We start from the raw sequence: 21572 nt of genomic DNA, 5'->3' as shown, positions 1-21572 counted from the left end.
GAGACAGGAACGGGCCATGAACGGCCATACCTTCTTCCTTGCCGATGCGCGGCTGGTGGCGATGCCCTCAGGGGCCCTCTGGTGGCCCGAGGAGCGGCTGCTCTGTGTCTCGGACCTGCATCTGGGCAAGGCCGAGCGGATGGCGCGGCGCGGCGGCACGCTGCTGCCGCCCTACGAGACGCAGGCCACCCTCGCCCGGCTGACCGCCGATCTCGAGGCCACGGGCGCGGCGCGGGTGCTCTGCCTTGGCGATTCGTTCGACGATGCCGAGGCGGCGGGCGCGCTGGTCGAGGCCGAGCGCCTCTGGCTCATGCGGCTGATGGCCGGGCGCGAGTGGATCTGGATCCTCGGCAACCACGACCCGGCCCCCACCGACTGCGGCGGAAGCTACCGGGGCGAGATCACGCTCGGGCCGCTCACCTTCCGCCACATCGCGGCGGGCGAGGCCGAGGTCTCGGGCCATTACCATCCGAAATGCACGCTCGCGGGCCGGGCCCGGCCCTGTTTCCTGACCGACGGCCGACGCCTGATCCTGCCCGCCTATGGCGCCTATACCGGCGGGCTCTGGTGCCACGATCCGACGCTGGTGGCGCTGATGCGGCCGGGCGCGCTCGCGATCCTCACCGGCACCAAGGCCATTCCGGTGCCCATGCCGCGCCGGGCCCCTCAAATCAGGCCGCGCTCTTCCAGCTTTGCGCGGTGAGCGCGGCTGACGGGAATGCGGCTGCCGTCCCTCAGCAGCAGGAACAGCTTGCCCGGCCCGCGCTCGACCCCGGTGACGGCCGACCAGGCCACCCAGTGCGAGCGGTGGACCTGCGCCCCCGGCACGCCCTCGGTTTCATCCATCGCGTCCGAAAAGCGCAGCAAGAGGCTCACGAGGCCCGCGCTCGTCATCACATCCACATAATGATCCCGGACCGAGATCGAGATCAGCTCGCCGCGCTGGCCCGGCTCCATCCGCTGCAGGAGGCGCGGGCTGCCGTCCCGGGAGGGCTGCGGCCGCGTGCCCACGCGGAAGGCCGACAGACCCAGCGCCGCGCAGAAGAGCGCGGGCGCCACCTCGACCGCGCTCGGCGCCTCGGGGCCGAAGGCGAGGCGCATGAGCCACCAGATCGGCAGCGTGAGGAACGCCGCGACGGCAAGCGCCAGCCCCGCCCCGCGCCTCAGCTCGCGCAGGCCCGCCGAGGCGAACCAGATCCGAAGGGCAAGCCCCAGCCCGAGCGTGATGGCGACCAGCGCGCTCCACACCAGGAGACGTTCGGGCAGGGCCACGGTCTGATAGCTGCCGAACGGACCCGAGACGGCCAGACCGACAGAAAGGGCCGCCCAGACGATCCAGGGCAGCGGAGCGGCAAGACATTCGGCATAAAGGCGCGAGAAGGACAAGGAAGCCTCCGCCAAGACCTGAACGAATGACTCGTCGCTACAGGGCCGGCGGGGGCCGATCAACTCCGCCGTGTGACGCAGGCGCGAGGCCGCTTCCCGAAGGCGCGGCATCCGGCCCGGTCCGGCGGGCGCGGTGTCAGGCGGTCAGGCCCTGCGGCTCGGGCAGGCCGTTCGCGCGGCAGCAGGCGGTCAGCGTGTTGGCTAGCAGGCAGGCGATCGTCATCGGCCCCACCCCGCCCGGAACCGGCGTGATGGCCCCGGCCACCTCGGCCGCCGAGGCATGATCCACATCGCCCACGAGCTTCGTCTTGCCGTCGCGCTCGATGCGGTTGATCCCCACGTCGATGACGGTGGCACCCGGCTTCACGAAGTCGCCGGTGATCATCTCGGGCCGGCCCACGGCCGCCACGAGGATGTCGGCGCCCCGGCAGACGGCCGCGAGATCCTTCGTGCGCGAATGGGCGATCGTGACCGTGCAGCTGTCGCCCAGCAGCAGTTGCGCCATCGGCTTGCCGACGATGTTCGACCGCCCCACCACCACGGCGTTCATCCCCGAGAGATTGCCCAGATGGTCGCGCAGCATCATCAGGCAGCCGAGCGGCGTGCAGGGGACCATGCTCTTCTGCCCCGTCCCGAGGCGGCCCACGTTCGAGATGTGGAACCCGTCCACGTCCTTGGCCGGGTCCAGCGCGTTGATCACGAGGTCCGAGTTCAGATGCGGCGGAAGCGGCAGTTGCACCAGAATGCCGTGCACCTGAGGATCGCGGTTCAGCCGGTCGATCAGCGCCAGCAGCTCGGCCTCGGAGGTCTCGGCGGGCAAACGGTGCTCGAACGAGGCCATGCCCACCTCGACCGTCTGCTTGCCCTTGGCGCCGACATAGACCTGACTGGCCGGATCCTCGCCCACGAGAACGACGGCGAGGCCCGGCACGAGGCCGTGATCGGCCTTCAGCCGCGCCACATGGTCCGCCACCTGCGCGCGCACGCCCGCCGCAAAGGCCTTGCCGTCGATCCGCTTCGCCGTCATTCCGTCCCCTCCTGCGGGGCGTCGGGCCCCAGAACCTCTTCCTCGCGCGCGATCGACCAGTCGATCAGGATCCGCCAGAGCGTCTCGATCAGCGCCGGATCCAGTCCTTCGGCCATGGCGCGCACACGCACGTTGCGCACCACCTCCTCGACGCGCGACTCGATGCGCGCGGGCAGGCCGATGTCGGTCTTGATCTCGGCGGCACGGTCGATGTAGCCCGCGCGCTGCGCCATGAGCCCGACGATCTGGGCGTCGAGCGCGTCGATCATCGCGCGCAGGTCTTCCATCGAATGGCAGTCTTCCGGGGCTCGCACCTTGGTCCTCGCTTCTGGGTCCGGTCCCCGTTTCAGATACGGGGCATCCGAGGTCAAGGGGGCGAAACGCGCCGTCAGAAGAGGCCCTCGATCCGTCCCTCGCCGTTCAGGCGGATCACTTCCGCGGCGGGCTCGCGCGGCAGGCCCGGCATCGTGCGGATCTCGCCGCAGATGGCCACCACGAACCCGGCCCCGGCCGACAGCCTCACCTCGCGGATCGGCACCGAATGGCCCTCGGGGGCACCGCGGATCGCGGCGTCGGTCGTGAAGCTGTATTGCGTCTTGGCCATGCATACCGGCAGCGCCCCGTAACCCGCGTCCTCCCAGGCCCGCAACTGATCGCGGATCACATGGTCGGCAATCACGTCATGTGCGTGATAGATGCGCCGGGCGACGGTCTCCATCTTCTCGAAAAGCGGCATCTCGTCGGGATAGAGCGGCGCGAACATCGAAGGCGTCTCGGCCAGCTGCACGACCTTGCGCGCCAGATCCTCGATCCCGGCCGAGCCGTCGGCCCAGTGACGGCAGAGGATCGCCTCGGCCCCCTGCCCCGCCGCATAGGCGCGGACGGCCTCGATCTCGGCCTCGGTATCGGTGGTGAAGTGGTTGATCGCCACCACGACCGGCACGCCGAAGCCCTTCACATTGGCGATATGGCGGCCGAGGTTCGCGCAGCCGCGCTTCAGCGCCGCGACATCCTCGCGCCCCAGATCCTCGCGCGCGACACCGCCGTTCATCTTGAGCGCCCGCACCGTCGCGACCACCACCGCGGCCGAGGGCTTCAGCCCCGCCTTGCGGCACTTGATGTCGAAGAACTTCTCGGCCCCGAGGTCGGCCCCGAACCCCGCCTCGGTCACCACATAGTCGGCGAGCTTCAGCGCCGTCCGCGTGGCGATGACGGAATTGCAGCCGTGGGCGATGTTGGCGAAGGGCCCGCCGTGCACGAAGGCCGGATTGTTCTCGATCGTCTGCACGAGGTTCGGCTGCATCGCATCCTTGAGCAGCACCGCCATCGCACCATCCGCCTTCAGGTCGCGGCAGAAGACCGGGCTGCGGTCGCGCCGGTAGCCCACCACGATGTCGCCCAGCCGCCGTTCGAGATCCTCGAGATCCTCGGCGAGGCAGAGGATCGCCATGACCTCCGAGGCCACCGTGATGTCGAACCCCGTCTGACGGGGAAAGCCGTTCGAGACCCCGCCGAGGTTCACCACCATGTCGCGCAAGGCCCGGTCGTTCATGTCCATCACCCGCCGCCAGGTGATGCGCCGGGCATCGAGGCCCAGATCGTTGCCCCAGTAGATGTGGTTGTCGATCATGGCCGACAGCAGGTTGTGGGCCGAGGTGATCGCGTGGAAATCCCCGGTGAAATGGAGGTTCATGTCCTCCATCGGCACCACCTGCGACCGCCCGCCGCCCGCCGCTCCGCCCTTCATGCCGAAGTTGGGGCCGAGCGACGCCTCGCGAATGCAGATGACCGCCCGCTTGCCGATCCGGTTCAGCCCGTCGCCGAGGCCGACCGTCGTCGTGGTCTTGCCCTCACCCGCGGGTGTCGGATTGATCGCGGTGACGAGGATCAGCTTGCCGTCCGGCCGGTCGGCAAGCCCGCGGATGAAGCCCTGCGAGACCTTGGCCTTGTCGTGGCCATAGGGGATCAGATCCCCCGACGGAATGCCGAGACGCGCCCCGATCTCCTGGATCGGCAGCTTGTTCGCCGCGCGGGCGATCTCGATATCGCTCTGGAATGTCATGCCCTCTCCCTCATGCCCTGTCGGACGTCTCCCCTCCATCCATCTAGCGCCCGTCAGGATGAAGGTCGAGGCGGCCGGCGCTAGGCCGTTCGTCGGAGATGGGCGATGGCCTGGATGAGGCAGAGCGCAAAAGCCAACTCGAGCACCTCCTCGATCCGGCCGGCCCGCAGGCCGATCTCGCGCGGCACGTCGATGCCGAACGGGGCGAGCTTGCGGTCGAGCCCGTCGATCGTCTTGGCGATGGTCACGAGCGCAAGCCCGACGAACACCCACAGCGCGCCCGGCTCGAGGCGGGCGAGCCGCGACAGCCAGTCCGACAGGTTGCGGCGCAGGAACCGCACCAGGACAACAAGGATCAGCAGGAGCACGAGGGCACCCACCAGCTTGTCCTCCCATCCGCCGGGGCTGGTGTAGGTGCGGAGCTTCAGGAGCCCCTGGTCGGTCAGACGCTTGTCGAAGTCCAGTTCGCGTGCCGCCATCAGCAGAAGCGCCGCGGGCACATGCCAGCCGCCAAGTCCGCGGCGCAGCCCCTGCTTGACGAACCACAGCAGGATGGCGGCCGCGAACAGGATCACGGTCAGCCGCTCGACGCCGTGCCCCTCCTTGAAGAAGAGATTGAGATCGTCGAGAAAGATCAGATCCCCGAGCAACAACGCAAGCGTGAGGGTGACGCTTGCGGCAAGGACGGGAACCGGCTGGAAGGTCATCATGTCGGCTGTGCCACTGAATTGATGGAAACGCCGCAAGGGTCGAAACTGCGGGCCCTCCTGTGAAGCACGGAACCCCCGAAAGGACAAGCCGGAGAGCAGCCCGAGGCGCTTGCGTCGCAAGCGCAGCCCCTTCAGTCCGGGCGGGTCATCACGAAGAAGCAGCGCCGGAAGGTAAAGAGCACGCTGCCGTCCGGCCGCAGGGGATAGGCGGCCGCGAGCGAGCTTTCATAGGCCGCGACGAAGGCCGATGCCTCATCCGCCGCAAGCCGCGCGAGGAAGGGCCGCATTGCGGTCGATTCCGTGAAACGCCGGACGGGATGCGCGCCGGGGGTGGGCTCGAGGTGCTGGATGAACTCCGTCTCCCAGGCTTGCACCTCGCCGAAGGGGCAGAGCAGTTCCCAGTAATGCGCCGCGGGTGCGACAGGATGGGCATCCTCGAGCGTGAAGCGGTCGGGGAACATGGCCGCCGCGATGTCGCGCAGGAACCGATGCGAGGGCGCGCCATACTGGCGGGGCATCTGCACCGCAAGCGAGCCGCCGGGTGCAAGCATGGCCGCAAGGCGCGGCATCAGCCGGTCGTGGTCGCCCAGCCACTGGAGGGCCGCGTTCGAGAAGATCAGGGCCGGCGCCTCGTCCGGTGTCCACTCGGCTATGTCGGCCTTGACGAGTGCGCTGTAGGCGCCCGACTGCCCGGCCGCGGCCATCATGGCGGGAGAAGCATCGACGCCGACAAGCCGACGGTCCGGGAAACGCGACGCCAGCGCCGGTCCGACCGCCCCACCCCCACAACCAAGATCCACCACGCAGCCCATCGGCAAGGCCGGGATACGGGCCAGAAGATCCAGCGCGGGCCTCAGACGCAAACCCCGAAACCTGGCGTAGGTTTCGGGGTTCCAGTCGCTTATGTCGTTGGCCTCAGACAGAGGGCTCGAGGCCGCCGTCGGCCTTGATGACCTTGGGCCGGGTCTTGGGGATCGCGGCGATCGAGCCGCCGCCCACCGGACGATCGGCATCATCATCCGAGTCGATCGACTCGCCCGCGATGACGCGGCGGATCTGGTCGCCGGTCAGGGTCTCATACTCCAGAAGGCCCTTGGCCAGACGTTCGAATTCTTCCGACTTCTCGGTGAGAATCCGGTAGGCGGTCTGGTAGCCCTCGTCGATCAGACGCTTCACCTCGGCCTCGATCATCTTCTTGGTCTCGGCCGAGACCGAGAAGCCCGCGGTGTTGCCCTGATAGCCCTCATGCGCCTCGGCATAGTCGATGTTGCCCACGACGTCCGACATGCCCCAGCGCATGACCATGGCGCGAGCCAGGGCCGACGCCTGCTGGATGTCGCCCGCCGGGCCCGACGACACGGCCTCCTCGCCGTATTTCAGGATCTCGGCGGCCTTGCCCGCCATGGTCATGGCGATCTTCTGCTTGCCTTCGTCCTTGTGCATGTTCAGCCGGTCCATCTCGGGCAGGCTGACCACCATGCCGAGTGCACCGCCCCGCGGGATGATCGTCGCCTTGTAGACCGGATCGCACTTGGGAAGGTTCATGCCGACGATGGCATGGCCCGCCTCGTGATAGGCGGTCTTTTCCTTCTGGTCGGCCGTCAGCACCATCGAGCGCCGCTCGGCCCCCATCATCACCTTGTCCTTGGCGTTCTCGAAATCGTCCATCGTGACGAAGCGGCGGCCAACGCGAGCGGCCAGAAGCGCCGCCTCGTTCACCAGGTTCATCAGATCCGCCCCCGAGAAGCCCGGCGTGCCGCGGGCGATCAGGCGCAGGTCCACGTTCGGGCCCAGCGGCACCTTGCGGGCATGGACGCCCAGGATCTTCTCGCGGCCCTTGATGTCGGGGTTCGGCACATGAATCGTGCGGTCGAAGCGACCGGGACGCAGCAGCGCCGGGTCGAGCACGTCCTTGCGGTTGGTCGCCGCGACGATGATCACGCCCTCGTTGGCCTCGAACCCGTCCATCTCGACCAGAAGCTGGTTCAGCGTCTGCTCGCGCTCGTCGTTGCCGCCGCCGATCCCCACACCGCGCGCACGGCCCACGGCGTCGATCTCGTCGATGAAGACGATACAGGGCGCGTTCTTCTTGGCCTGCTCGAACATGTCACGGACGCGGGACGCACCCACACCCACGAACATCTCGACGAAGTCCGAGCCCGAGATGGTGAAGAAGGGCACCCCGGCCTCGCCTGCGATGGCGCGCGCCAGCAGGGTCTTACCCGTGCCGGGCGGGCCCACGAGCAGCGCGCCCTTGGGGATCTTGCCTCCGAGACGGCTGAACTTCTGCGGATTGCGCAGGAATTCGACAATCTCTTCCAGTTCTTCCTTGGCCTCGTCGATGCCGGCCACGTCGTCGAAGGTGACGCGGCCCTGCTTTTCGGTCAGGAGCTTGGCCCGGCTCTTGCCGAAGCCCATGGCGCCACCACGCCCGCCGCCCTGCATCCGGTTCATGAAGAAAATCCAGATGCCGATCAGCACGAGGAACGGCAGCCAGAGCGAGATCAGCGAGAAGAATCCCGACTGCTCCTGCGCCTCGGCGCGGACTTCCACGCCCTGATTGATCAGACGGTCGGTGATCTCTTCGCCCTGCGGCTTGATCGCCACATATTGCGTGCCGTCCTTGCCGCGCACCATTACCCGTTCGCCGTCGAGCGTGACCGAGGAAACCTCGCCACCATCCACCCGGGCGATGAAATCGGAATAGGAGATGGTGCGCGAACTGCTGGTGGTCTGGCCGCCGCTGAACAGGTTGAACAGCGCCAGGATCAGCAGGAACAGGACCACCCAGAAAGCGATATTTCGCGCGTTGCCCACAAATGTCTCCTTGCAGAGTCTCTCCGCGGGCCCGCCCGCAGGTCATTGCGGCTTAAGATAGACATAAGCGCGGACCGTTCAATGCGATAGTCGTGAAAGAAAGTCGCCATTTCGCAGGGGATCGGTCAGGGCGACCCATCCGTTCGGCCGGGCCGCGAGCGGGGCAGCCAGCAGATCCGGCCCCCGCCACACCCCCGGCGAGGCGAGCAGGCTGGCCCGGGGCATGTTCGTCGCACGCCAGCCGGGGCAGCGGTCAAGTCCGTCGGCGCCGAGGGCCCGGACCTCAAGCGGCTGATCGGAAATGTCTTCCTGCGGCGGACCTTGCAGCCGCCAGCGCCCGTCCCAGAGCGCCTCCACCGGGGCTGTCAGATCCCTCACCGCCTGCCATTCGCGCCCGATCCGCAGCCCGTCGCGTCGCCACACCAGCCGGCAGCCGTGGAGCGTCCGCCCCTTCCCCTGCCGCAGGTCCCGCATGAGCCGCGCCAGCGCCGGGCCGCGCGGGCCATATTCCGCCGATGCCACCCACTGAACGGCGCCTCGCAGCAGCCTCCGCAGGATCTCGTCGGGCAGATCGAGAACGCCGGGCGCCATCAGCACGTCCCCGCGGTCCACCCGCACGAGTGTCCGCGCCGCCTCGTGCAGTTGCGCATCGAGCGCCGCGCGCACCTCGGCCAGATGCCCCGCGACTTCGGCCAGACGTTCGGGGCCAAGGCCAAGGCCGGCAAGCCCCTGCATCGCCTGCCGCACCCGAACCCGGTCGAAGGCGCGATTCTCGTTGGACGGATCCTCGAACCAGGCCACCCCCCGGCGGCGCAGCTCCTCGCGCAGTTCCTCGCGCCCGATCCCCAGCAGGGGCCGCAGCCAGAGCATCCCCTCGGCCCGCCGCTCGGCCCGCATGGCGGCAAGCCCGTCCACCCCCGCCCCGCGCGCCAGCCGCATGAGGAAAGTCTCGGCCACATCGTCCCGCGTATGACCCAGCGCCACCGCATCAAGGTCCGCCCCCCGCGCCCATTCCGAGACAAGCCGCAGCCGCGCGCGTCGCGCCTGGTCCATCAGATTGCCGCGGCCGTCCCAGCCCTCCCAGCGGAGGATGTCGTGCGGCACGCCAAGGCGCGCGCAGACGCGGCCGACCTCGAGCGCCTCGGCGGCGGCCTCGGGGCGAAGCCCGTGATCCACCGTCACCGCGCGGGCCGCGATGCCCGCCTCGGCCGCAAGATGCAGGAGCGCCATCGAATCGCCCCCCCCGGAAACGGCGAGGCCCAGGGCGCGCACCTCACGCAGCCCCGGGCCCCTCAGGAACCGTTCAAGGATCGGCATCAGTTGCAGCCGAGCCCCTGCATCGCCGTGGCCGCCTCGGCCGCCGAGGGGCTGCCGGGGAAGCGGGTGCCGACCTCGGCCAGCGTCACGCAGGCCTCGGGCGTCTGGCGCAGGTCGCCGAGCGCGCGGCCGAGCTTCAGCAGCGCCTCGGGGGCGCGCGGCCCGTCCGGGTCGCCCGAAAAGCTCTCGAGATAGGCGCGGGCGGCATTCGCGGTCTCGCCGAGCTGCCTCAGCGCCTCTCCCCGCAGATAGTGCGCCTCGTAGGTCAGTTGGCCGCCCGTGTAGGTCTCGGCAAAGGCCTTAAAGAGGTCCGCGGCGGAGCGAAAGTCACCTTGACCGAGCACCTCCTGGGCCCGGTCGAAGTCGGCTTTCTCGTTGACGGCGAAGGTGCCGGCAGGATCGGCCGCCGGGGCCGGAGCGGGGGTTGCCACGGGCGCCGCGGAGGCCTGCCCGCCCAGGGGCGCGGTTTCTCCGAGGGCGCCGATGTCACAGCCGTCCTCAAGCTCGCAGACCCGGAACTCCAGATCGCCCACCCGGTTCGTGCCGTCGCTGACCACGCGGTTGATCTTCAGCTCCAGCGCCTCGGCCTTGGCGGTGACCTGCGACAGCGCCGCCTCCATCGCATCCATGCGCTGAAGCGCCGAGCCGCCCGCCGCCCCCGAGGTCGCGGCGCCGGTCGAGACCAGCTCGCGTTTGAGATCGTTGAACTGGGCCTGAAGCGTGGACAGTTCGGCCTTGATGTCGGCCAGCGTCTGCGCGCGATCCTGCGCCGCCGCCGGAAGCGGCGCAAGCGCAAGCGCGGCGGCCAGGATCAGGGTGCGCATGGGATCAGACCCCCGCACCCATCGAGAGCACCGTCACCGCGCGGCGGTTCTTCGAGTAGCATTCCTCCGTCGAGCAGACCTCGACCGGGCGCTCCTTGCCGTAGGACACCGTCTTCATCCGCGAGGGCGCGATGCCCTTCGAGATCAGGTAGTCCTGCACCGCCGAGGCGCGCCGGGCGCCGAGGGCGAGGTTGTATTCCCGCGTGCCCTGCTCGTCGGCGTGGCCTTCGATGATGATGGCATAGTCGGCGTTCGCCATCAGCCACTGCGACTGCGTGTCGAGCGTGGCGCGCGCCGAGTCGTTCAGGGTGCTCTGGTCCACCAGGAAGAACACGCGGTCGCCCAGGGTCTGCTGGAAATAGGCGATCGAGCGCGGATCGCTCGGCCCGCCGAGACCCTGGCTGTCGATCCCGCCCGCGCCGTAGCCGCCCGCCCCGTAGCCGCCCGTGCCGCCGGCCCCACCGGCCCCGCCCGCGCCGTAGCGGTCCGGGTTGTTGCAGGCGGCAAGGCCCAGGGCCGCCAGGAGAATCAGGGCCTTCGGAAGATGGGTCATGGAAATGTCCTTCGCAGATCGGGCGCAGTGCGGCCGAAGGTAACAGGTTTGGCCGCCGCGGGAAACGGCGGCCGGCATGTCATGTCACGGCAGAAGCGGCGACCAGGCCGGGTCCGAGGCCGGAACGCTGAGCGGCACCTTCTTGAGGTTCCGCCCCGAGATATCCACCGAATAGAGCGCCGGCTGCCCGCCCGCCCCCGCGCCCTCGCGGGTGAACATCAGCACGCGGCCGTTCGGCGCCCAGGTCGGGCCCTCGTCGAGGAACGAGGCGGTCAGCAGCCGCTCCTCCGAGCCGTCGGTCCGCATCACGCCGATGTGGAAGCGGCCCTGGTGCTGCTTGGTGAAGGCGATGAGGTCACCGCGCGGCGACCAGACCGGGGTGCCGTAGCGGCCCGCTCCGTTCGAGATCCGCCGCGGCTCGCCCCCGCCCGCGGGCATGATGTAGAGCTGCTGGCCGCCCGAGCGGTCGCTCTCGAACACGATCTGGCTGCCGTCCGGCGAATACGACGGCGCGGTCTCGATCGAGGGCGAGTTGGTCAGCTGGCGGCGCGTGCCGCTCGCGGTGTCGAGCGTGTAGATGTCGGTGTTGCCGCCCTGTTCGAGCGAGAAGGCGACCGTCCGGCCATCGGGCGCGAAGCGGGGCGCGAAGGTCATCGTGCCGGGCTGCTCGGCAAGGCTGCGGGTCGCGAGCGAGCCCACATCCATCAGGTAGATCCGGGGAAAGCCCGTCGAATAGGAGGTGAAGAGGATGCGGTCGCCGGTGGGCGAGAAGCGCGGCGCGAGCACGATGGACGAGGAGTCCGTCAGATACTGCACGTTCGCACCATCGTAATCCATCACCGCAAGGCGCTTGGCGCGGGCGTTCTTGGGCCCCGTTTCCGAGACGAAGACCACGCGACTGTCGAAATAGCCGCCCTCGCCGGTGATCCGGCTGTAGGCCACGTCGGCCACCTTGTGCGCCATGCGCCGCCAGCCCGAGGCCGAGCCCGCGAACTGCAGCCCCTCGCCGAGCGGCTGGTCGGAGAAGACGTCGTGCAGACGGAACTTCACCACCACCCGGTCGCCCGAAGCCGAGACCGAGCCGGTGATCAGCGCCTGCGCGTTGATCGCCTTCCAGTCGTTGTAGGCGATCGGCGCGTCAAAGCTGGTCACGCGGCTGATGTGGGCCGAGGCCGGGATCTCGCGGAAGAGCCCCGTGCCCGACAGGTCGGCCGCGATCACGCGGGCCATGTCCTGCGCCAGCTGCGAGGCGCCCGACGTCTCGGCCACGAAGTTCGGCACGGCGAAGGGCAAGGGCTCGATCACGCCTTCGGTGATCTGGATGCGCAGCGGCCCCTGCTGGGCCAGGGCGGGGGCCGCCGCCGGCAGAAGCAGGGCCAGGGCAAGGCCCATCGGGGCGAGGGATCTGAACAGGTTCATGGAGTCCTCATGCTCTCCGGGTTCCGTTGAACCGGGCCCGAGGCCCGGATACACGCGCGCTGTATCGTCATTTCATCCGCATCCCGTTGGGATCGAACTCCATCTCGACCTCGCGCCACTGGTCATACTTCTCGGGCGGCAGCGGGAAGCCCCGCGTTCCGCAGCGGATGATGGCGCGCCGCGCGGCCTCGAACGCCTGACGTGCGCCGGCGTCGGTCCCGCCGCGCGATTCGATCATGCGGATCGAGCCGGCATCGGGCGTTCCATCCTGCCTCATGCTCATGGCCACCGTGACGGTCGTGGCCAGCGCCTCGGTCGAAAGCGCCCCCACGTTCCAGCATTGCTGCACGGCGATGCGGAAGGCGTCCTTCTCGCCGCTGGTGACGGGCGGGCCCGAGCGGGCGGGCGCCGAGGGCCGCTCGGACGCGGGCTCGGTGCCGCCACCAAGAGCCTCGGCCAGGGCATCCTCGACCGCGCGGCTGTCGTTCTGGCGCGGCGTTTCGGCCGCGGGCCGCTCGGGCCGCTCGGCCGGTGTCTCGGCGGGCTCCGCCGCGGCGGTCTCGGTGCGGCTGGTCGAGGCCGGGCGCGGCTCTTCGGCCGCCGGTTCCGGCGCACGGGCGCGCTGCGGGCGCACCTTGGGCCGGGCCGAGCTGGTGGGGGCGAGCTGCGCCACCTCCTCGGTCTCGGTCGCCTCGGTCACGATCTCGGTCGTGGCCTCCTCGGGCGCGGCCGGGGGCTTCTCCTCGACCACCTCGGGCGCCGGCGTCTGCGGATCGGGCGCCACCGGCGGGGTCGGCACCTCGGCCACCTCGGCCTCGGGCGGCGGCGCGGGGGCCGGGGTCGGCGCCACGCGCGGCGCAGGCTTGGGCTTGGGGCGCGGCGAGCTTTGCGGCACGAGGATCGGCTGCTCGACCTCGGCCACCGGAGCCAACGGCTCGGGCGCCTCGGCGATCTCGGGCTCGGGCACCGGCGCGATCTCGGGCGCGGTGGGTGCGGCGTCCGGCTGCGGCGCGGGTTCGGGCCGCGGCTCGGGCGCGAGCGGCGGCGGCGTCTCCGCCACCGGAGCGGGGGCCGGCGCGGGCGCGGCCTCTTCAGGGGGGGGCGCCGGCTGTTCCGGCTCGACCGAAGGGGTCGGGCGCTGCTCGGAGGGCTGGGTCGCGGCCGAGGTCATGGCGTCGAACTCGGCGCTCGTCATCAGCGAGACCGAGGTCACGGCCACTTCAGGCGCGTGCTGCGGCTGGAAGAACCAGTCGCCGAACAAGAGCCAGAGGATCAGGCTGAAGTGCCCGATGCCGGAGATGATGACCCCCTTGTCCATGCCGGATGGCCTAGCCGCCGCTTCCGCCGAACGTCGGGCCGCCGACATCCGTCACCAGACCGATGTCCTGGAAACCGCCCCGGTTGAGCGCCCCCATCACCTGCGCCACGCGCTCGTAGGGGATCGCGCCGTCGGCGCGCAGGAAGACCTTCTTCGAGGTCCGCTCGGCCGCGATGGCCGAGAGCTTGGGGATCAGCTCGGCCTCGGGCGTCTCGGTGGTCTGGATCGTCAACCGCCCGTCGGCGGCGATCGTGATCGTGAGGGGCTCTTCCTGCTCGGTCGGCAGGGCATTGGCCGCGGTCTCGGGCAGCTTCACCGGCACGCCCACCGTCAGAAGCGGGGCCGCCACCATGAAGATGATGAGCAGCACGAGCATCACATCCACGAAGGGCGTGACGTTGATCTCGGACATGGCGGCCGACTGGCCGCGACGCCGCCCGCGGCGTCCTCCGCCGGACTTCTTGATGACACCCGCCCCCATGGTTCAGGCCGCGTCCAGCTGGCGCGAGAGGATGGTCGCGAACTCGTCCGAGAAGGCCTCGTAACCGCCGATGATCCGCTCGGAATCGGCGTTGAGCTTGTTGTAGAAGACCACGGCCGGGATGGCGGCCACGAGGCCGAAGGCGGTGGCCAGGAGCGCCTCGGCGATGCCCGGCGCCACCACGGCGAGGTTGGTGTTCTGCGAGATCGCGATCTGCTCGAAGGCGTGCTTGATGCCCCAGACCGTGCCGAAAAGGCCGATGAAGGGCGCGGTCGAGCCGGTGGTGGCCAGGAACGAGAGGCCCGCGTTCAGGGTCTCGCTTTCCTTGTCGATGGCCACACCCATCGAGCGGTCGATCCGCGACTGCGCCCCCGCGATCAGCCCGCCGTCGGTGCGGTGGCTGCGGCGCCATTCGAGCATCCCGGCCGCGAAGATCTTCTCCGAGGCGCCCTCGGGCTGCGGCCCGAGACGCTCGAACAGCTCGTCGAGCGGCTCGCCCGACCAGAAGGCGCGATCGAAGATCGCCGCCTCGCGCCGCGCCTGCCGGTAGAGGAGGTGCTTGCGGATGATGATGGCCCACGACCAGAAGGACATGACGATCAGCAGGATCATCACCACCTTCACCGTGAGCGTCGCGCGCGCGAAGAGGGCGAGCATGGAGAAATCAATCTCCTGCGCCATCGCAAGGGTTTCCGTTTCCATCTGCCTGCTCTCTGGTGGCCGTTCTGCGGGCCGTTCTTACCGGTGATTCTATCTTGGTTTTAGAGGGATTGCCAACACATCTGCGTCAAGTGGCAAAGCGGCGCCAACAGGGCCGATCGCGCCGGATCCGGGCCCTCAGCGCAGAAGCTGGCGGACTTCCGCCGGAAGGCGGGCCGCCCGCCCCTCGGGCCCGAGGCATACGAGGACCACGCGGGCGCCGAACAGCTTCTCGGGCCCGCGGAGCACATCCTGCTCGAGCACGATCCGCGCGCCCCCCGTCTCGACAAGCCGCGTCTCGACCTCGAGAAGATCGTCGAAGAGCGCCGGGCGCAGGTAGTCGGCCTCGACCCGCCGCACGGCGAAGACGATGCCGGAATCGGCCTTCAGGCGCACCTGATCCACGCCCAGCGCCCGGACCCATTCGCTCCGGGCGCGCTCGATGAACTTGAGATAGTTGGCGTAGTAGACGATTCCCGCGAGATCGGTGTCCTCGTAGTAAACGCGCAGGGCGAAACGGTGCTGCATGAGGCGCCTCGGAGGGGGAATCGATCTAGGGCGCGGCCTAGCCCGAAGCGGCCGCCCCCGCAAGGAAGATGCGGAAATTGCAGCCGAAATGGGCGTGCCCTCGCCCATTCGCCATGCGGTGCGAGTGTATGCCGCACCTTTCGTTGCGCGTTTCTGCGTGAGGAAGCCGCGGCGCATGCTAACTTCGGGACCGCAGGTGCATCCGCATCATCCCGAGGCGTGTTGCGCGTCTGATCATGAGTTCTAATGCCCGTTAGAGGAGAGCACTATGTCTGATATGGAAAAGGCGATGTCGCAGATGCTGACCGACATGACGCCGAAGAAACTGCCCACCAACGAAGAGATCTTCGGCAAGGGCGCCCAGCTTGGCGACGCGAAGGCGATGGGCTTCACCGACATCCTCGATTCCATGACGCCGAAGAAGCTGCCGACCAACGAAGAGATCTTCGGCCAACTCGCCGAACTCGACACGACGGCCTTCGACGCGCTGCTCGAGCTCTTCACCCCGAAGAAGCTGATGAGCTACGACGAACTCGGGAAAAGCCTCGGCCTCAAGCTCTGATCGTCTGAGAGGACGCTGACCCTTCGGGGCCCGGGCGGCCGGCCACAGGGCCGGCCACGTCATTTCCGGCCAGCGCGCCGCGACGGCGGCGGGATCCGCTGACGGCGGGCGTCGCGCACGAGGGTTGCAATCGCCCCGGCGACCGTCCTACCTCCGGTTTGCGTGGCCCCGGCCTCGCACATCCAGCCGAGAGGAAGCGATGGCGCAGCCCGCGCAGGACGAGATCCCGGAGCCCGACCGCGTCGAAGGTGCGCCGCACCCGCGCGAGACGCTGGCGCTCTTCGGGCATGAACGGGCCGAGGACGAGTTCCTCGCCGCCTTCACCATGGGCCGCCTGCATCACGGCTGGCTGATCACGGGGCCGCTGGGGGTGGGCAAGGCCACCCTCGCCTGGCGCATCGCCCGGTTCCTTCTGGCCACGCCCGAGGGCGGCGGGCTCTTTGACGCCCCACCCCCTGCCTCGCTCGAGGTGCCGGCGGATCACCCCGTCGCGCGGCGCATGGCGGCGCTGTCGGAGGGACGGCTCTTCCTGCTCCGCCGCGCCTGGGACGAAAAGGCCAAACGGCTCAAGACCCAGATCACGGTCGAGGAGGTGCGGCGGATGAAGGCCTTCTTCGCCCTGTCGGCCGCGGATGGCGGGCGGCGGGTGGCGATCGTCGATCCCGCCGACGAGATGAACGTCTCGGCCGCCAACGCGCTGCTCAAGCTGCTCGAGGAGCCGCCCGAAGGGGTGACGATCCTCCTCGTCTGCCACCAGCCCTCGCGGCTGCTGCCCACGATCCGCTCGCGCTGCCGCGAGTTGCGCCTGTCTCCGCTCTCGCCCGAGGACATGGCCCGCGCCCTCACCGCGGCGGGGGTCGAGGCGGGCGATCCGCAGGCCCTGGCCGAGCTGGCGGGCGGCTCGGCGGGCGAGGCGATCCGGGTGGCGAACCTGGAGGGGGTGAAGCTCTATGCGGCACTGGTGGGGCTGCTTTCGACCCTCCCGCGGCTCGACCGGGCCAAGCTCGTGGCGCTGGCGGATGCCGCATCCGGCAAGGGGGCCGAGCCGCAGTTCGAGCTGATGCTCACGCTGATCGACCTCTTCCTTGTGCGGGTGGCGCGGGCGGGCACGCTGCGGCTTCTGCCGCCCGAAGCGGTTCCCGGCGAGGGCGACCTGATCGCGCGGCTCGCGCCCGACGCGCGGGCGGCGCGGCTCTGGGCCGATCTGGCGCAGACGCTCGGAAACCGGGCACGGCGCGGGCGGGCGGTCAACCTTGACCCTGCCGCGCTTCTCATGGATATGGTTCTCCGGATTGACGAGACGGCGGCCCAGCTCGCCTGAAGGTAAGCCTGATGACGCCCCAAACGCCCCCGCAGATCGTCGACAGCCATTGCCACCTGGATTTCCCCGACTTCGACGGCGAACATGCGGCGCTGATCGAACGGGCACGGGCGGCCGGGGTCACGCGGATGGTCACGATCTGCACCCGCCTGCGCCATGAGCCGCGGGTGCGCGCCATTGCCGAGGCGCATGAGGGGGTCTTCTACGCCGCGGGCACCCACCCGATGAGCGCCGCGGAAGAGCCCATGGCCACCGTCGAGGAGTTGGTGGCGCTGGCCGCCCATCCGAAGTTCGTGGGCATCGGGGAAAGCGGGCTCGACTACCACTACACGCCCGAAAGCGCGCCCGTTCAGCAAGAGAGCCTGCGCATCCATATCGAGGCGGCGCGGCGCACGGGCCTGCCGCTCATCATCCATGCGCGCGATGCCGACGAGGACATGGCCCGCATCCTGACGGAAGAGCATCGTGCGGGCGCCTATTCCTGCGTGATGCATTGCTTCTCGTCGGGGGCGGCGCTGGCGCGGGCCGCGCTGGATCTGGGCTTCTACCTCTCGATGTCCGGGATCGCGGCCTTCCCGAAATCGGCCGAGCTGCGCGCGATCTTCGCCGCGGCCCCGCTCGACCGCATCCTGCTGGAAACCGACAGCCCCTATCTCGCCCCCCCGCCCTACCGCGGCAAGCGCAACGAGCCGGCCTACACCGCCCACACGGCCGCGAAGGGCGCCGAGGTCTTCGGCCTGAACCTGTCCGACTTCGCCGCCGCCACCTCGGCCAACTTCGACCGGCTGTTCGCGAAGGCCGCCGCCTGATGGCCCGGCTGCATTGCACCATCCTGGGCTGCGGCTCGTCGGGGGGTGTGCCGCGCCTGGGCGGGCTCTGGGGTGAGTGCGACCCGACCGACCCGAGGAACCGCCGCCGCCGCTGCTCGCTGCTGATCGAGCGGGTCACGGCGGACGGCACGACGCGGGTGCTGATCGACACGACGCCCGACATGCATCCGCAGCTTCTGGATGCGGGCGTGGGGGAGCTGGACGCCGTGGCCTGGACCCACGCCCATGCCGATCATGTCCACGGCATCGACGACCTGCGCCAGATCGTCTTCAACATGCAGAAACGCCTGCCGGTCTGGGCCGACGCCGATACGCAACAGGCGCTGCTCACGCGCTTCGGCTATGCCTTTGCGCAGCCCGAAGGTTCGCTCTACCCGCCGATCCTCGACCTCAACACGATCGAGGGCCCGTTCGAGATCACGGGCGCGGGCGGCACGGTCCGGCTCGAGCCCTTCCGCGTCAGCCACGGGCCCACCGAGGCGCTCGGCTTTCGCGTCGGCGCCCTGGCCTATCTGCCGGATGTGGTGGCCATCCCCGAAGAGGCCTGGCCCCGGCTCGAGGGGCTCGAGATGTGGGTGCTCGACGCGCTGCGCCGCAAGCCGCACCCGACCCATGCCCATCTCGCGCTCGCGCTGGAATGGATCGCGCGGGCGCGTCCCCGGCGGGCGATCCTGACCAACATGCATATCGACCTCGACTATGCGACGCTGGCGGCGGAGCTTCCGGCGCATGTCGTGCCGGCCTACGATGGGCTGACGTTCGACCTCGCCGCATGAGCGCGCTGATCGACGTCATCCTGCCTGTCTTCCTCGTCATCGGATTCGGATATGCCGCCGCGCGTGCGGGCCTCGTGTCCGATCTTGCCGTGGATGCGGTGATGCGGTTCGCGCAGAACTTCGCCGTACCCTGCCTGCTCTTCTCGTCGATCGCGCGGCTCGACCTTGCGGCGAACTACGACCTCGGCCTGTTCGCGGCCTTCTATGTCGGCGCCTTCACCGGCTTCGGCCTCGGCTTTGCCGGCGCGCGCTACCTGGCCCGCCGTCCGGTCGAGGATTGCGTGGCCATCGGCTTTGCCTGCCTCTTCTCGAACTCGCTGCTGCTGGGCCTGCCCATCACCGAACGCGCCTATGGCCCGGAGGCGCTGGCCGCGAACTACGCGATCATCTCGATCCACTCGCCGCTTCTCTACGGCTTCGGCATCACGGTGATGGAGCTTGTCCGCTCGCGCGGGATGGGCTTGTCGAAGGCGCGGCTCGGGCGGCAGGTGGTGACGGCGATCTTCCGGCAGCCGCTGGTGATCGGGATCTCGCTGGGCTTCGTCGTGAACCTCACGGGTCTGGCCCTGCCCGGCGCGCTCTCGGCCGCGGTCGAGATGATGAGCCGCGCGGCGCTTCCCACCGCGCTCTTCGGTCTGGGGGGCGTGCTGCTGCGCTACCGGCCCGAGGGCGACATGAAGCTGATCGGGATGGTCACGATGATCTCGCTGATCGTGCATCCGGGGATCGTCTGGCTTCTGGGCCGGCATGTCGCGAGCCTCGATACGGCCCAGATCCGCTCGGCCGTGGTCACGGCGGCGATGGCGCCGGGGGTTAACGCCTATCTCTTCTCCAACGTCTATGGCGTGGCAAAGCGCGTCACCGCCTCGGCCGTGCTGATCGCGACGGGCGTCTCGATCCTCACCACCTGGTTCTGGCTGCAACTGCTGCCCTGACGCACAGAGCCGTCAGGGGCGCTTGCGCTCGGTGACATAGGCCAGCGCGAGCGGCAGCGCGTTCAGCCCGCGCGAGGCCGGCCGGGCGAGGCGCAGGGCGGCGGCGGCGGGCGTGATCATGGCCAGCAGCATCGCCATCCGGCGGACGGCCCTCCAGGTTCCTTCGGGCGCATGGTCGAGATAGGTGTTCAGCGCCACCCCCAGAACATCGTGCGAGGTCCGGTCGGCGCAGAGGCACGAATGAATGAAGATCATCACGTCGAGCGCGAAATGCCGCCGTCTCCGCCGCCGGTCGGACCAGTGCGAGAGGCTGATGAAGCGCGCGGAGGCGCCGTCCCAGCAGATCGCCCGGACCGTGGGCCGACCGTGGGTAACGCCCGCGCTGTGAAGCAGGGCAAGCGCCTTGCCCGCGGCCGCGAAGGCCGCCGTCCGCTCGCGCGTCCGCACATCGGAGGAGCGCAGGAGGTGGCGAAGGTTCGCCCCCGCATCGCGCGTCACGAGCCAGTCGCCGTGGCCGCTCACTATCGTGCCGACGGGAAGGCCCGCCGCGGCCATCCGCTCGAACGCCTCACGTTCCCGCCGGAGCAGGCGGCGCATGTCGCCCTTGCGCTGCCAGGCACGGTGGGTCAGATCCTCGATGCGCTTCAGCCAGAGCTGATCGCCGTCCGGCAGAGGCAGGGGCCGGACCCGCACCGGCGGCTCGCAGAGCCCGGCCCGGATCACCTCGGCGAAGGGATCAGCGGAGGAAGAGGCTGCATCGACCTGGGACATGAGGAACACCCCGGCGGCACCGTGCCGTCATGCTCCGAGGTTAGCAGCGGATTCCGGCCGGCCGAGAGCGCCTGTTGACGCACCCACGAAAGAATATGTCGCCAAGGGGTCTCGATCGTCCGCGGCCGACGCCGCGCCGCCCTTCCGGGTGACGCTCGACATGCGAAGGGCGGCCCGAAGGCCGCCCCCGTCACTCCTGCCCGCCCGGCTCAGCGCCAGCTGAAGAAGTCGGACGGCGCCCGGCCGAGAAGCTCCGAGGCCAGTTCGGCGCCCAGCGCGGCCGCGTCGGGAATGCCGCCCCGGATCTCGCCCGAGATCGACTCGGAGCCGTCGGGCCGCAGGATCTCGCCGCGCAGCCAGATCTGGTCGCCTTCCAGCACCGCAAGGCCCGCGATCGGCGTCTCGCACGAGCCGTCGAGCTTCAGCAGGAAGCTGCGCTCGGCCGCAAGCCGGTGGCCGGTGGGCACGTCATGGATCGCGGCCAGCATCTCCTGCGTGCGCGGATCGTCGATCCGCCGCTCGATCCCGATGGCGCCCTGCGCGACGGCCGAGAGCATCTCTTCGGGCTCGATGGCGACACGGGGCACGTGGTCCATCTTCAGCCGGTTCAGCCCGGCCATCGCGAGGAACGTGCCCCGCGCCACCCCGTCATTGAGCTTCTTGAGACGGGTCTGGAGGTTTCCGCGGAACTCGACCACCTGAAGGTCCGGCCGCTTGTTCAGGAGTTGCGCGCGGCGGCGCAGGCTCGACGAGCCGACCGTGGCGCCCTGCGGCAAATCAGCCAGCCCGCCCTCGGCGTAGGTGATGAAGGCGTCCCGCGTGTCCTCGCGCGGCAGGTAGGTGTCGAGGATCAGCCCCTCGGGCTGAAGCGTCGGCATGTCCTTCATCGAATGGACGGCGATGTCGATTCCCCCGTCCAGCAGGGCCTCCTCGATCTCGCGCGTGAACAGGCCCTTGCCGCCGATCTCTTTCAGAGGGCGGTCCAAGACCTTGTCACCCGTGGTTTTTATGACCACGATTTCGAATGCCTCTTTCGGCAGCGAGAACGCGGCCGACAGGCGGCTCCGGGTCTCGTAGGCCTGAGCCAACGCAAGCGGCGAGCCGCGCGTGCCGATCTTGAGGGGTTCAGCGGGGGTGGGCATGGAGTGTGTCATGCCGATTTGGTTAGCGCTGTCCATTTGCCCTGACAACTCCCCATATTGACATCCCATGCGCAGCTTGGGAACCAGCAGGCAA

Annotated in this window: 23 protein-coding genes; 6 read left to right on the top strand and 17 right to left on the bottom strand. The window is 69.4% G+C overall.

The window, feature by feature from the left end; translation table 11 throughout:
* Positions 1-16: 16 nt before the first annotated feature.
* Positions 17-703, top strand: a complete 687-nt coding sequence (gene pdeM, locus LV780_RS02570) for a ligase-associated DNA damage response endonuclease PdeM (protein ID WP_108221540.1) — start codon at positions 17-19, stop codon at positions 701-703.
* Here pdeM and LV780_RS02565 read toward each other — a convergent pair.
* The 15 genes from LV780_RS02565 to ybgC all read right to left on the bottom strand — a co-directional run bounded on the left by LV780_RS02565 (position 667) and on the right by ybgC (position 15141).
* Positions 667-1386, bottom strand: coding sequence for a LytTR family DNA-binding domain-containing protein (locus LV780_RS02565; protein WP_108221543.1), 720 nt, complete (start codon positions 1384-1386; stop codon positions 667-669). The genes pdeM and LV780_RS02565 overlap by 37 nt on opposite strands.
* A gap of 136 nt (positions 1387-1522) precedes the next feature.
* Complete coding sequence (gene folD / locus LV780_RS02560; RefSeq protein ID WP_108221545.1) at positions 1523-2413, bottom strand: bifunctional methylenetetrahydrofolate dehydrogenase/methenyltetrahydrofolate cyclohydrolase FolD; 891 nt, start codon at positions 2411-2413, stop codon at positions 1523-1525.
* On the bottom strand, positions 2410-2727 hold the full coding sequence (locus tag LV780_RS02555; RefSeq protein WP_011907626.1) for a chorismate mutase: 318 nt from the start codon (positions 2725-2727) through the stop codon (positions 2410-2412). The genes folD and LV780_RS02555 overlap by 4 nt, the downstream gene beginning before the upstream one ends.
* Before the next feature lie 74 nt (positions 2728-2801).
* Positions 2802-4475 (bottom strand): formate--tetrahydrofolate ligase, encoded by a 1674-nt coding sequence (locus tag LV780_RS02550; protein WP_108221547.1) that lies wholly within the window; start codon positions 4473-4475, stop codon positions 2802-2804.
* Positions 4476-4555: 80 nt separating this feature from the next.
* The gene (locus tag LV780_RS02545; protein WP_044248556.1) at positions 4556-5182 is read right to left on the bottom strand and encodes a hypothetical protein; all 627 of its coding nucleotides are present in this window, start codon (positions 5180-5182) and stop codon (positions 4556-4558) included.
* Positions 5183-5316: 134 nt separating this feature from the next.
* Positions 5317-6048, bottom strand: coding sequence for a methyltransferase domain-containing protein (locus LV780_RS02540; RefSeq protein WP_326489518.1), 732 nt, complete (start codon positions 6046-6048; stop codon positions 5317-5319).
* Between the two features lie 52 nt (positions 6049-6100).
* On the bottom strand, positions 6101-8002 hold the full coding sequence (ftsH, locus tag LV780_RS02535) for an ATP-dependent zinc metalloprotease FtsH (protein WP_011907622.1): 1902 nt from the start codon (positions 8000-8002) through the stop codon (positions 6101-6103).
* A 78-nt stretch (positions 8003-8080) separates the two neighbouring features.
* Positions 8081-9319, bottom strand: a complete 1239-nt coding sequence (gene tilS, locus LV780_RS02530) for a tRNA lysidine(34) synthetase TilS (protein ID WP_101342100.1) — start codon at positions 9317-9319, stop codon at positions 8081-8083.
* Entirely contained in the window at positions 9319-10143 is an 825-nt protein-coding gene (gene ybgF / locus LV780_RS02525; RefSeq protein ID WP_101342099.1) for a tol-pal system protein YbgF, read from the bottom strand. The genes tilS and ybgF overlap by 1 nt, the downstream gene beginning before the upstream one ends.
* Positions 10144-10147: 4 nt before the next feature.
* Positions 10148-10696: a peptidoglycan-associated lipoprotein Pal gene (gene pal / locus LV780_RS02520; RefSeq protein WP_101342098.1), complete on the bottom strand. Its 549-nt coding sequence runs from the start codon at positions 10694-10696 to the stop codon at positions 10148-10150.
* Positions 10697-10780: 84 nt separating this feature from the next.
* Positions 10781-12115: a Tol-Pal system beta propeller repeat protein TolB gene (tolB, locus tag LV780_RS02515; RefSeq protein WP_011907618.1), complete on the bottom strand. Its 1335-nt coding sequence runs from the start codon at positions 12113-12115 to the stop codon at positions 10781-10783.
* Between the two features lie 67 nt (positions 12116-12182).
* The gene (locus tag LV780_RS02510; RefSeq protein WP_117344877.1) at positions 12183-13433 is read right to left on the bottom strand and encodes a cell envelope biogenesis protein TolA; all 1251 of its coding nucleotides are present in this window, start codon (positions 13431-13433) and stop codon (positions 12183-12185) included.
* 10 nt (positions 13434-13443) lie between these two features.
* On the bottom strand, positions 13444-13914 hold the full coding sequence (gene tolR, locus LV780_RS02505; RefSeq protein ID WP_011907616.1) for a protein TolR: 471 nt from the start codon (positions 13912-13914) through the stop codon (positions 13444-13446).
* Positions 13915-13917: 3 nt separating this feature from the next.
* The gene (tolQ, locus tag LV780_RS02500; protein WP_011907615.1) at positions 13918-14616 is read right to left on the bottom strand and encodes a protein TolQ; all 699 of its coding nucleotides are present in this window, start codon (positions 14614-14616) and stop codon (positions 13918-13920) included.
* Positions 14617-14751: 135 nt separating this feature from the next.
* A complete protein-coding gene (gene ybgC, locus LV780_RS02495) occupies positions 14752-15141 on the bottom strand; it encodes a tol-pal system-associated acyl-CoA thioesterase (protein WP_108221552.1) in 390 nt (129 codons plus the stop codon).
* 268 nt (positions 15142-15409) lie between these two features.
* On the opposite strand from ybgC, the gene LV780_RS02490 reads away from it, so the two are divergent.
* The 5 genes from LV780_RS02490 (at position 15410) to LV780_RS02470 (ending at position 19565) form a co-directional block, all read left to right on the top strand.
* A complete protein-coding gene (locus LV780_RS02490; protein WP_011907613.1) occupies positions 15410-15703 on the top strand; it encodes a hypothetical protein in 294 nt (97 codons plus the stop codon).
* Positions 15704-15902: 199 nt separating this feature from the next.
* On the top strand, positions 15903-17024 hold the full coding sequence (locus LV780_RS02485) for a DNA polymerase III subunit delta' (protein ID WP_108221553.1): 1122 nt from the start codon (positions 15903-15905) through the stop codon (positions 17022-17024).
* Between the two features lie 11 nt (positions 17025-17035).
* On the top strand, positions 17036-17833 hold the full coding sequence (locus LV780_RS02480; protein ID WP_011907611.1) for a TatD family hydrolase: 798 nt from the start codon (positions 17036-17038) through the stop codon (positions 17831-17833).
* Positions 17833-18630, top strand: a complete 798-nt coding sequence (locus LV780_RS02475) for an MBL fold metallo-hydrolase (protein ID WP_108221554.1) — start codon at positions 17833-17835, stop codon at positions 18628-18630. The genes LV780_RS02480 and LV780_RS02475 overlap by 1 nt, the downstream gene beginning before the upstream one ends.
* Entirely contained in the window at positions 18627-19565 is a 939-nt protein-coding gene (locus LV780_RS02470; RefSeq protein ID WP_011907609.1) for an AEC family transporter, read from the top strand. Before LV780_RS02475 ends, LV780_RS02470 begins: the two co-directional genes overlap by 4 nt.
* 12 nt (positions 19566-19577) lie before the next feature.
* Here the strand turns inward: LV780_RS02470 and LV780_RS02465 are convergent, their stop codons facing one another.
* Together LV780_RS02465 and hemC are read right to left on the bottom strand one after the other, a co-directional pair.
* Positions 19578-20336 carry a serine/threonine protein phosphatase gene (locus LV780_RS02465; protein WP_101342292.1) on the bottom strand — a complete coding sequence of 253 codons (759 nt, stop codon included), beginning with the start codon at positions 20334-20336 and terminating at the stop codon, positions 19578-19580.
* A gap of 209 nt (positions 20337-20545) precedes the next feature.
* Positions 20546-21514: a hydroxymethylbilane synthase gene (hemC, locus tag LV780_RS02460; protein WP_101342293.1), complete on the bottom strand. Its 969-nt coding sequence runs from the start codon at positions 21512-21514 to the stop codon at positions 20546-20548.
* Between the last annotated feature and the right edge of the window lie 58 nt (positions 21515-21572).

The sequence above is a fragment of the Cereibacter azotoformans genome, from assembly GCF_021391315.1.
GTDB lineage: Bacteria > Pseudomonadota > Alphaproteobacteria > Rhodobacterales > Rhodobacteraceae > Cereibacter_A > Cereibacter_A azotoformans.
This window is presented reverse-complemented; position numbering and strand designations above follow the sequence as displayed.

What these genes read in the sequence shown, in the direction of transcription:
- LV780_RS02475 (WP_108221554.1), top strand. Translation starts at nt 17,833, where the DNA reads ATGGCCCGGCTGCATTGCACCATCCTGGGCTGCGGCTCGTCGGGGGGT.
- LV780_RS02485 (WP_108221553.1), top strand. Translation starts at nt 15,903, where the DNA reads ATGGCGCAGCCCGCGCAGGACGAGATCCCGGAGCCCGACCGCGTCGAA.
- LV780_RS02510 (WP_117344877.1), bottom strand. Translation starts at nt 13,433, where the DNA reads ATGGACAAGGGGGTCATCATCTCCGGCATCGGGCACTTCAGCCTGATC.
- tilS (WP_101342100.1), bottom strand. Translation starts at nt 9,319, where the DNA reads ATGCCGATCCTTGAACGGTTCCTGAGGGGCCCGGGGCTGCGTGAGGTG.
- ybgC (WP_108221552.1), bottom strand. Translation starts at nt 15,141, where the DNA reads ATGCAGCACCGTTTCGCCCTGCGCGTTTACTACGAGGACACCGATCTC.
- hemC (WP_101342293.1), bottom strand. Translation starts at nt 21,514, where the DNA reads ATGGACAGCGCTAACCAAATCGGCATGACACACTCCATGCCCACCCCC.
- LV780_RS02470 (WP_011907609.1), top strand. Translation starts at nt 18,627, where the DNA reads ATGAGCGCGCTGATCGACGTCATCCTGCCTGTCTTCCTCGTCATCGGA.
- folD (WP_108221545.1), bottom strand. Translation starts at nt 2,413, where the DNA reads ATGACGGCGAAGCGGATCGACGGCAAGGCCTTTGCGGCGGGCGTGCGC.
- pal (WP_101342098.1), bottom strand. Translation starts at nt 10,696, where the DNA reads ATGACCCATCTTCCGAAGGCCCTGATTCTCCTGGCGGCCCTGGGCCTT.
- LV780_RS02490 (WP_011907613.1), top strand. Translation starts at nt 15,410, where the DNA reads ATGTCTGATATGGAAAAGGCGATGTCGCAGATGCTGACCGACATGACG.
- tolR (WP_011907616.1), bottom strand. Translation starts at nt 13,914, where the DNA reads ATGGGGGCGGGTGTCATCAAGAAGTCCGGCGGAGGACGCCGCGGGCGG.
- LV780_RS02550 (WP_108221547.1), bottom strand. Translation starts at nt 4,475, where the DNA reads ATGACATTCCAGAGCGATATCGAGATCGCCCGCGCGGCGAACAAGCTG.
- LV780_RS02480 (WP_011907611.1), top strand. Translation starts at nt 17,036, where the DNA reads ATGACGCCCCAAACGCCCCCGCAGATCGTCGACAGCCATTGCCACCTG.
- tolB (WP_011907618.1), bottom strand. Translation starts at nt 12,115, where the DNA reads ATGAACCTGTTCAGATCCCTCGCCCCGATGGGCCTTGCCCTGGCCCTG.
- LV780_RS02465 (WP_101342292.1), bottom strand. Translation starts at nt 20,336, where the DNA reads ATGTCCCAGGTCGATGCAGCCTCTTCCTCCGCTGATCCCTTCGCCGAG.
- tolQ (WP_011907615.1), bottom strand. Translation starts at nt 14,616, where the DNA reads ATGGAAACGGAAACCCTTGCGATGGCGCAGGAGATTGATTTCTCCATG.
- pdeM (WP_108221540.1), top strand. Translation starts at nt 17, where the DNA reads ATGAACGGCCATACCTTCTTCCTTGCCGATGCGCGGCTGGTGGCGATG.
- ybgF (WP_101342099.1), bottom strand. Translation starts at nt 10,143, where the DNA reads ATGCGCACCCTGATCCTGGCCGCCGCGCTTGCGCTTGCGCCGCTTCCG.
- LV780_RS02545 (WP_044248556.1), bottom strand. Translation starts at nt 5,182, where the DNA reads ATGACCTTCCAGCCGGTTCCCGTCCTTGCCGCAAGCGTCACCCTCACG.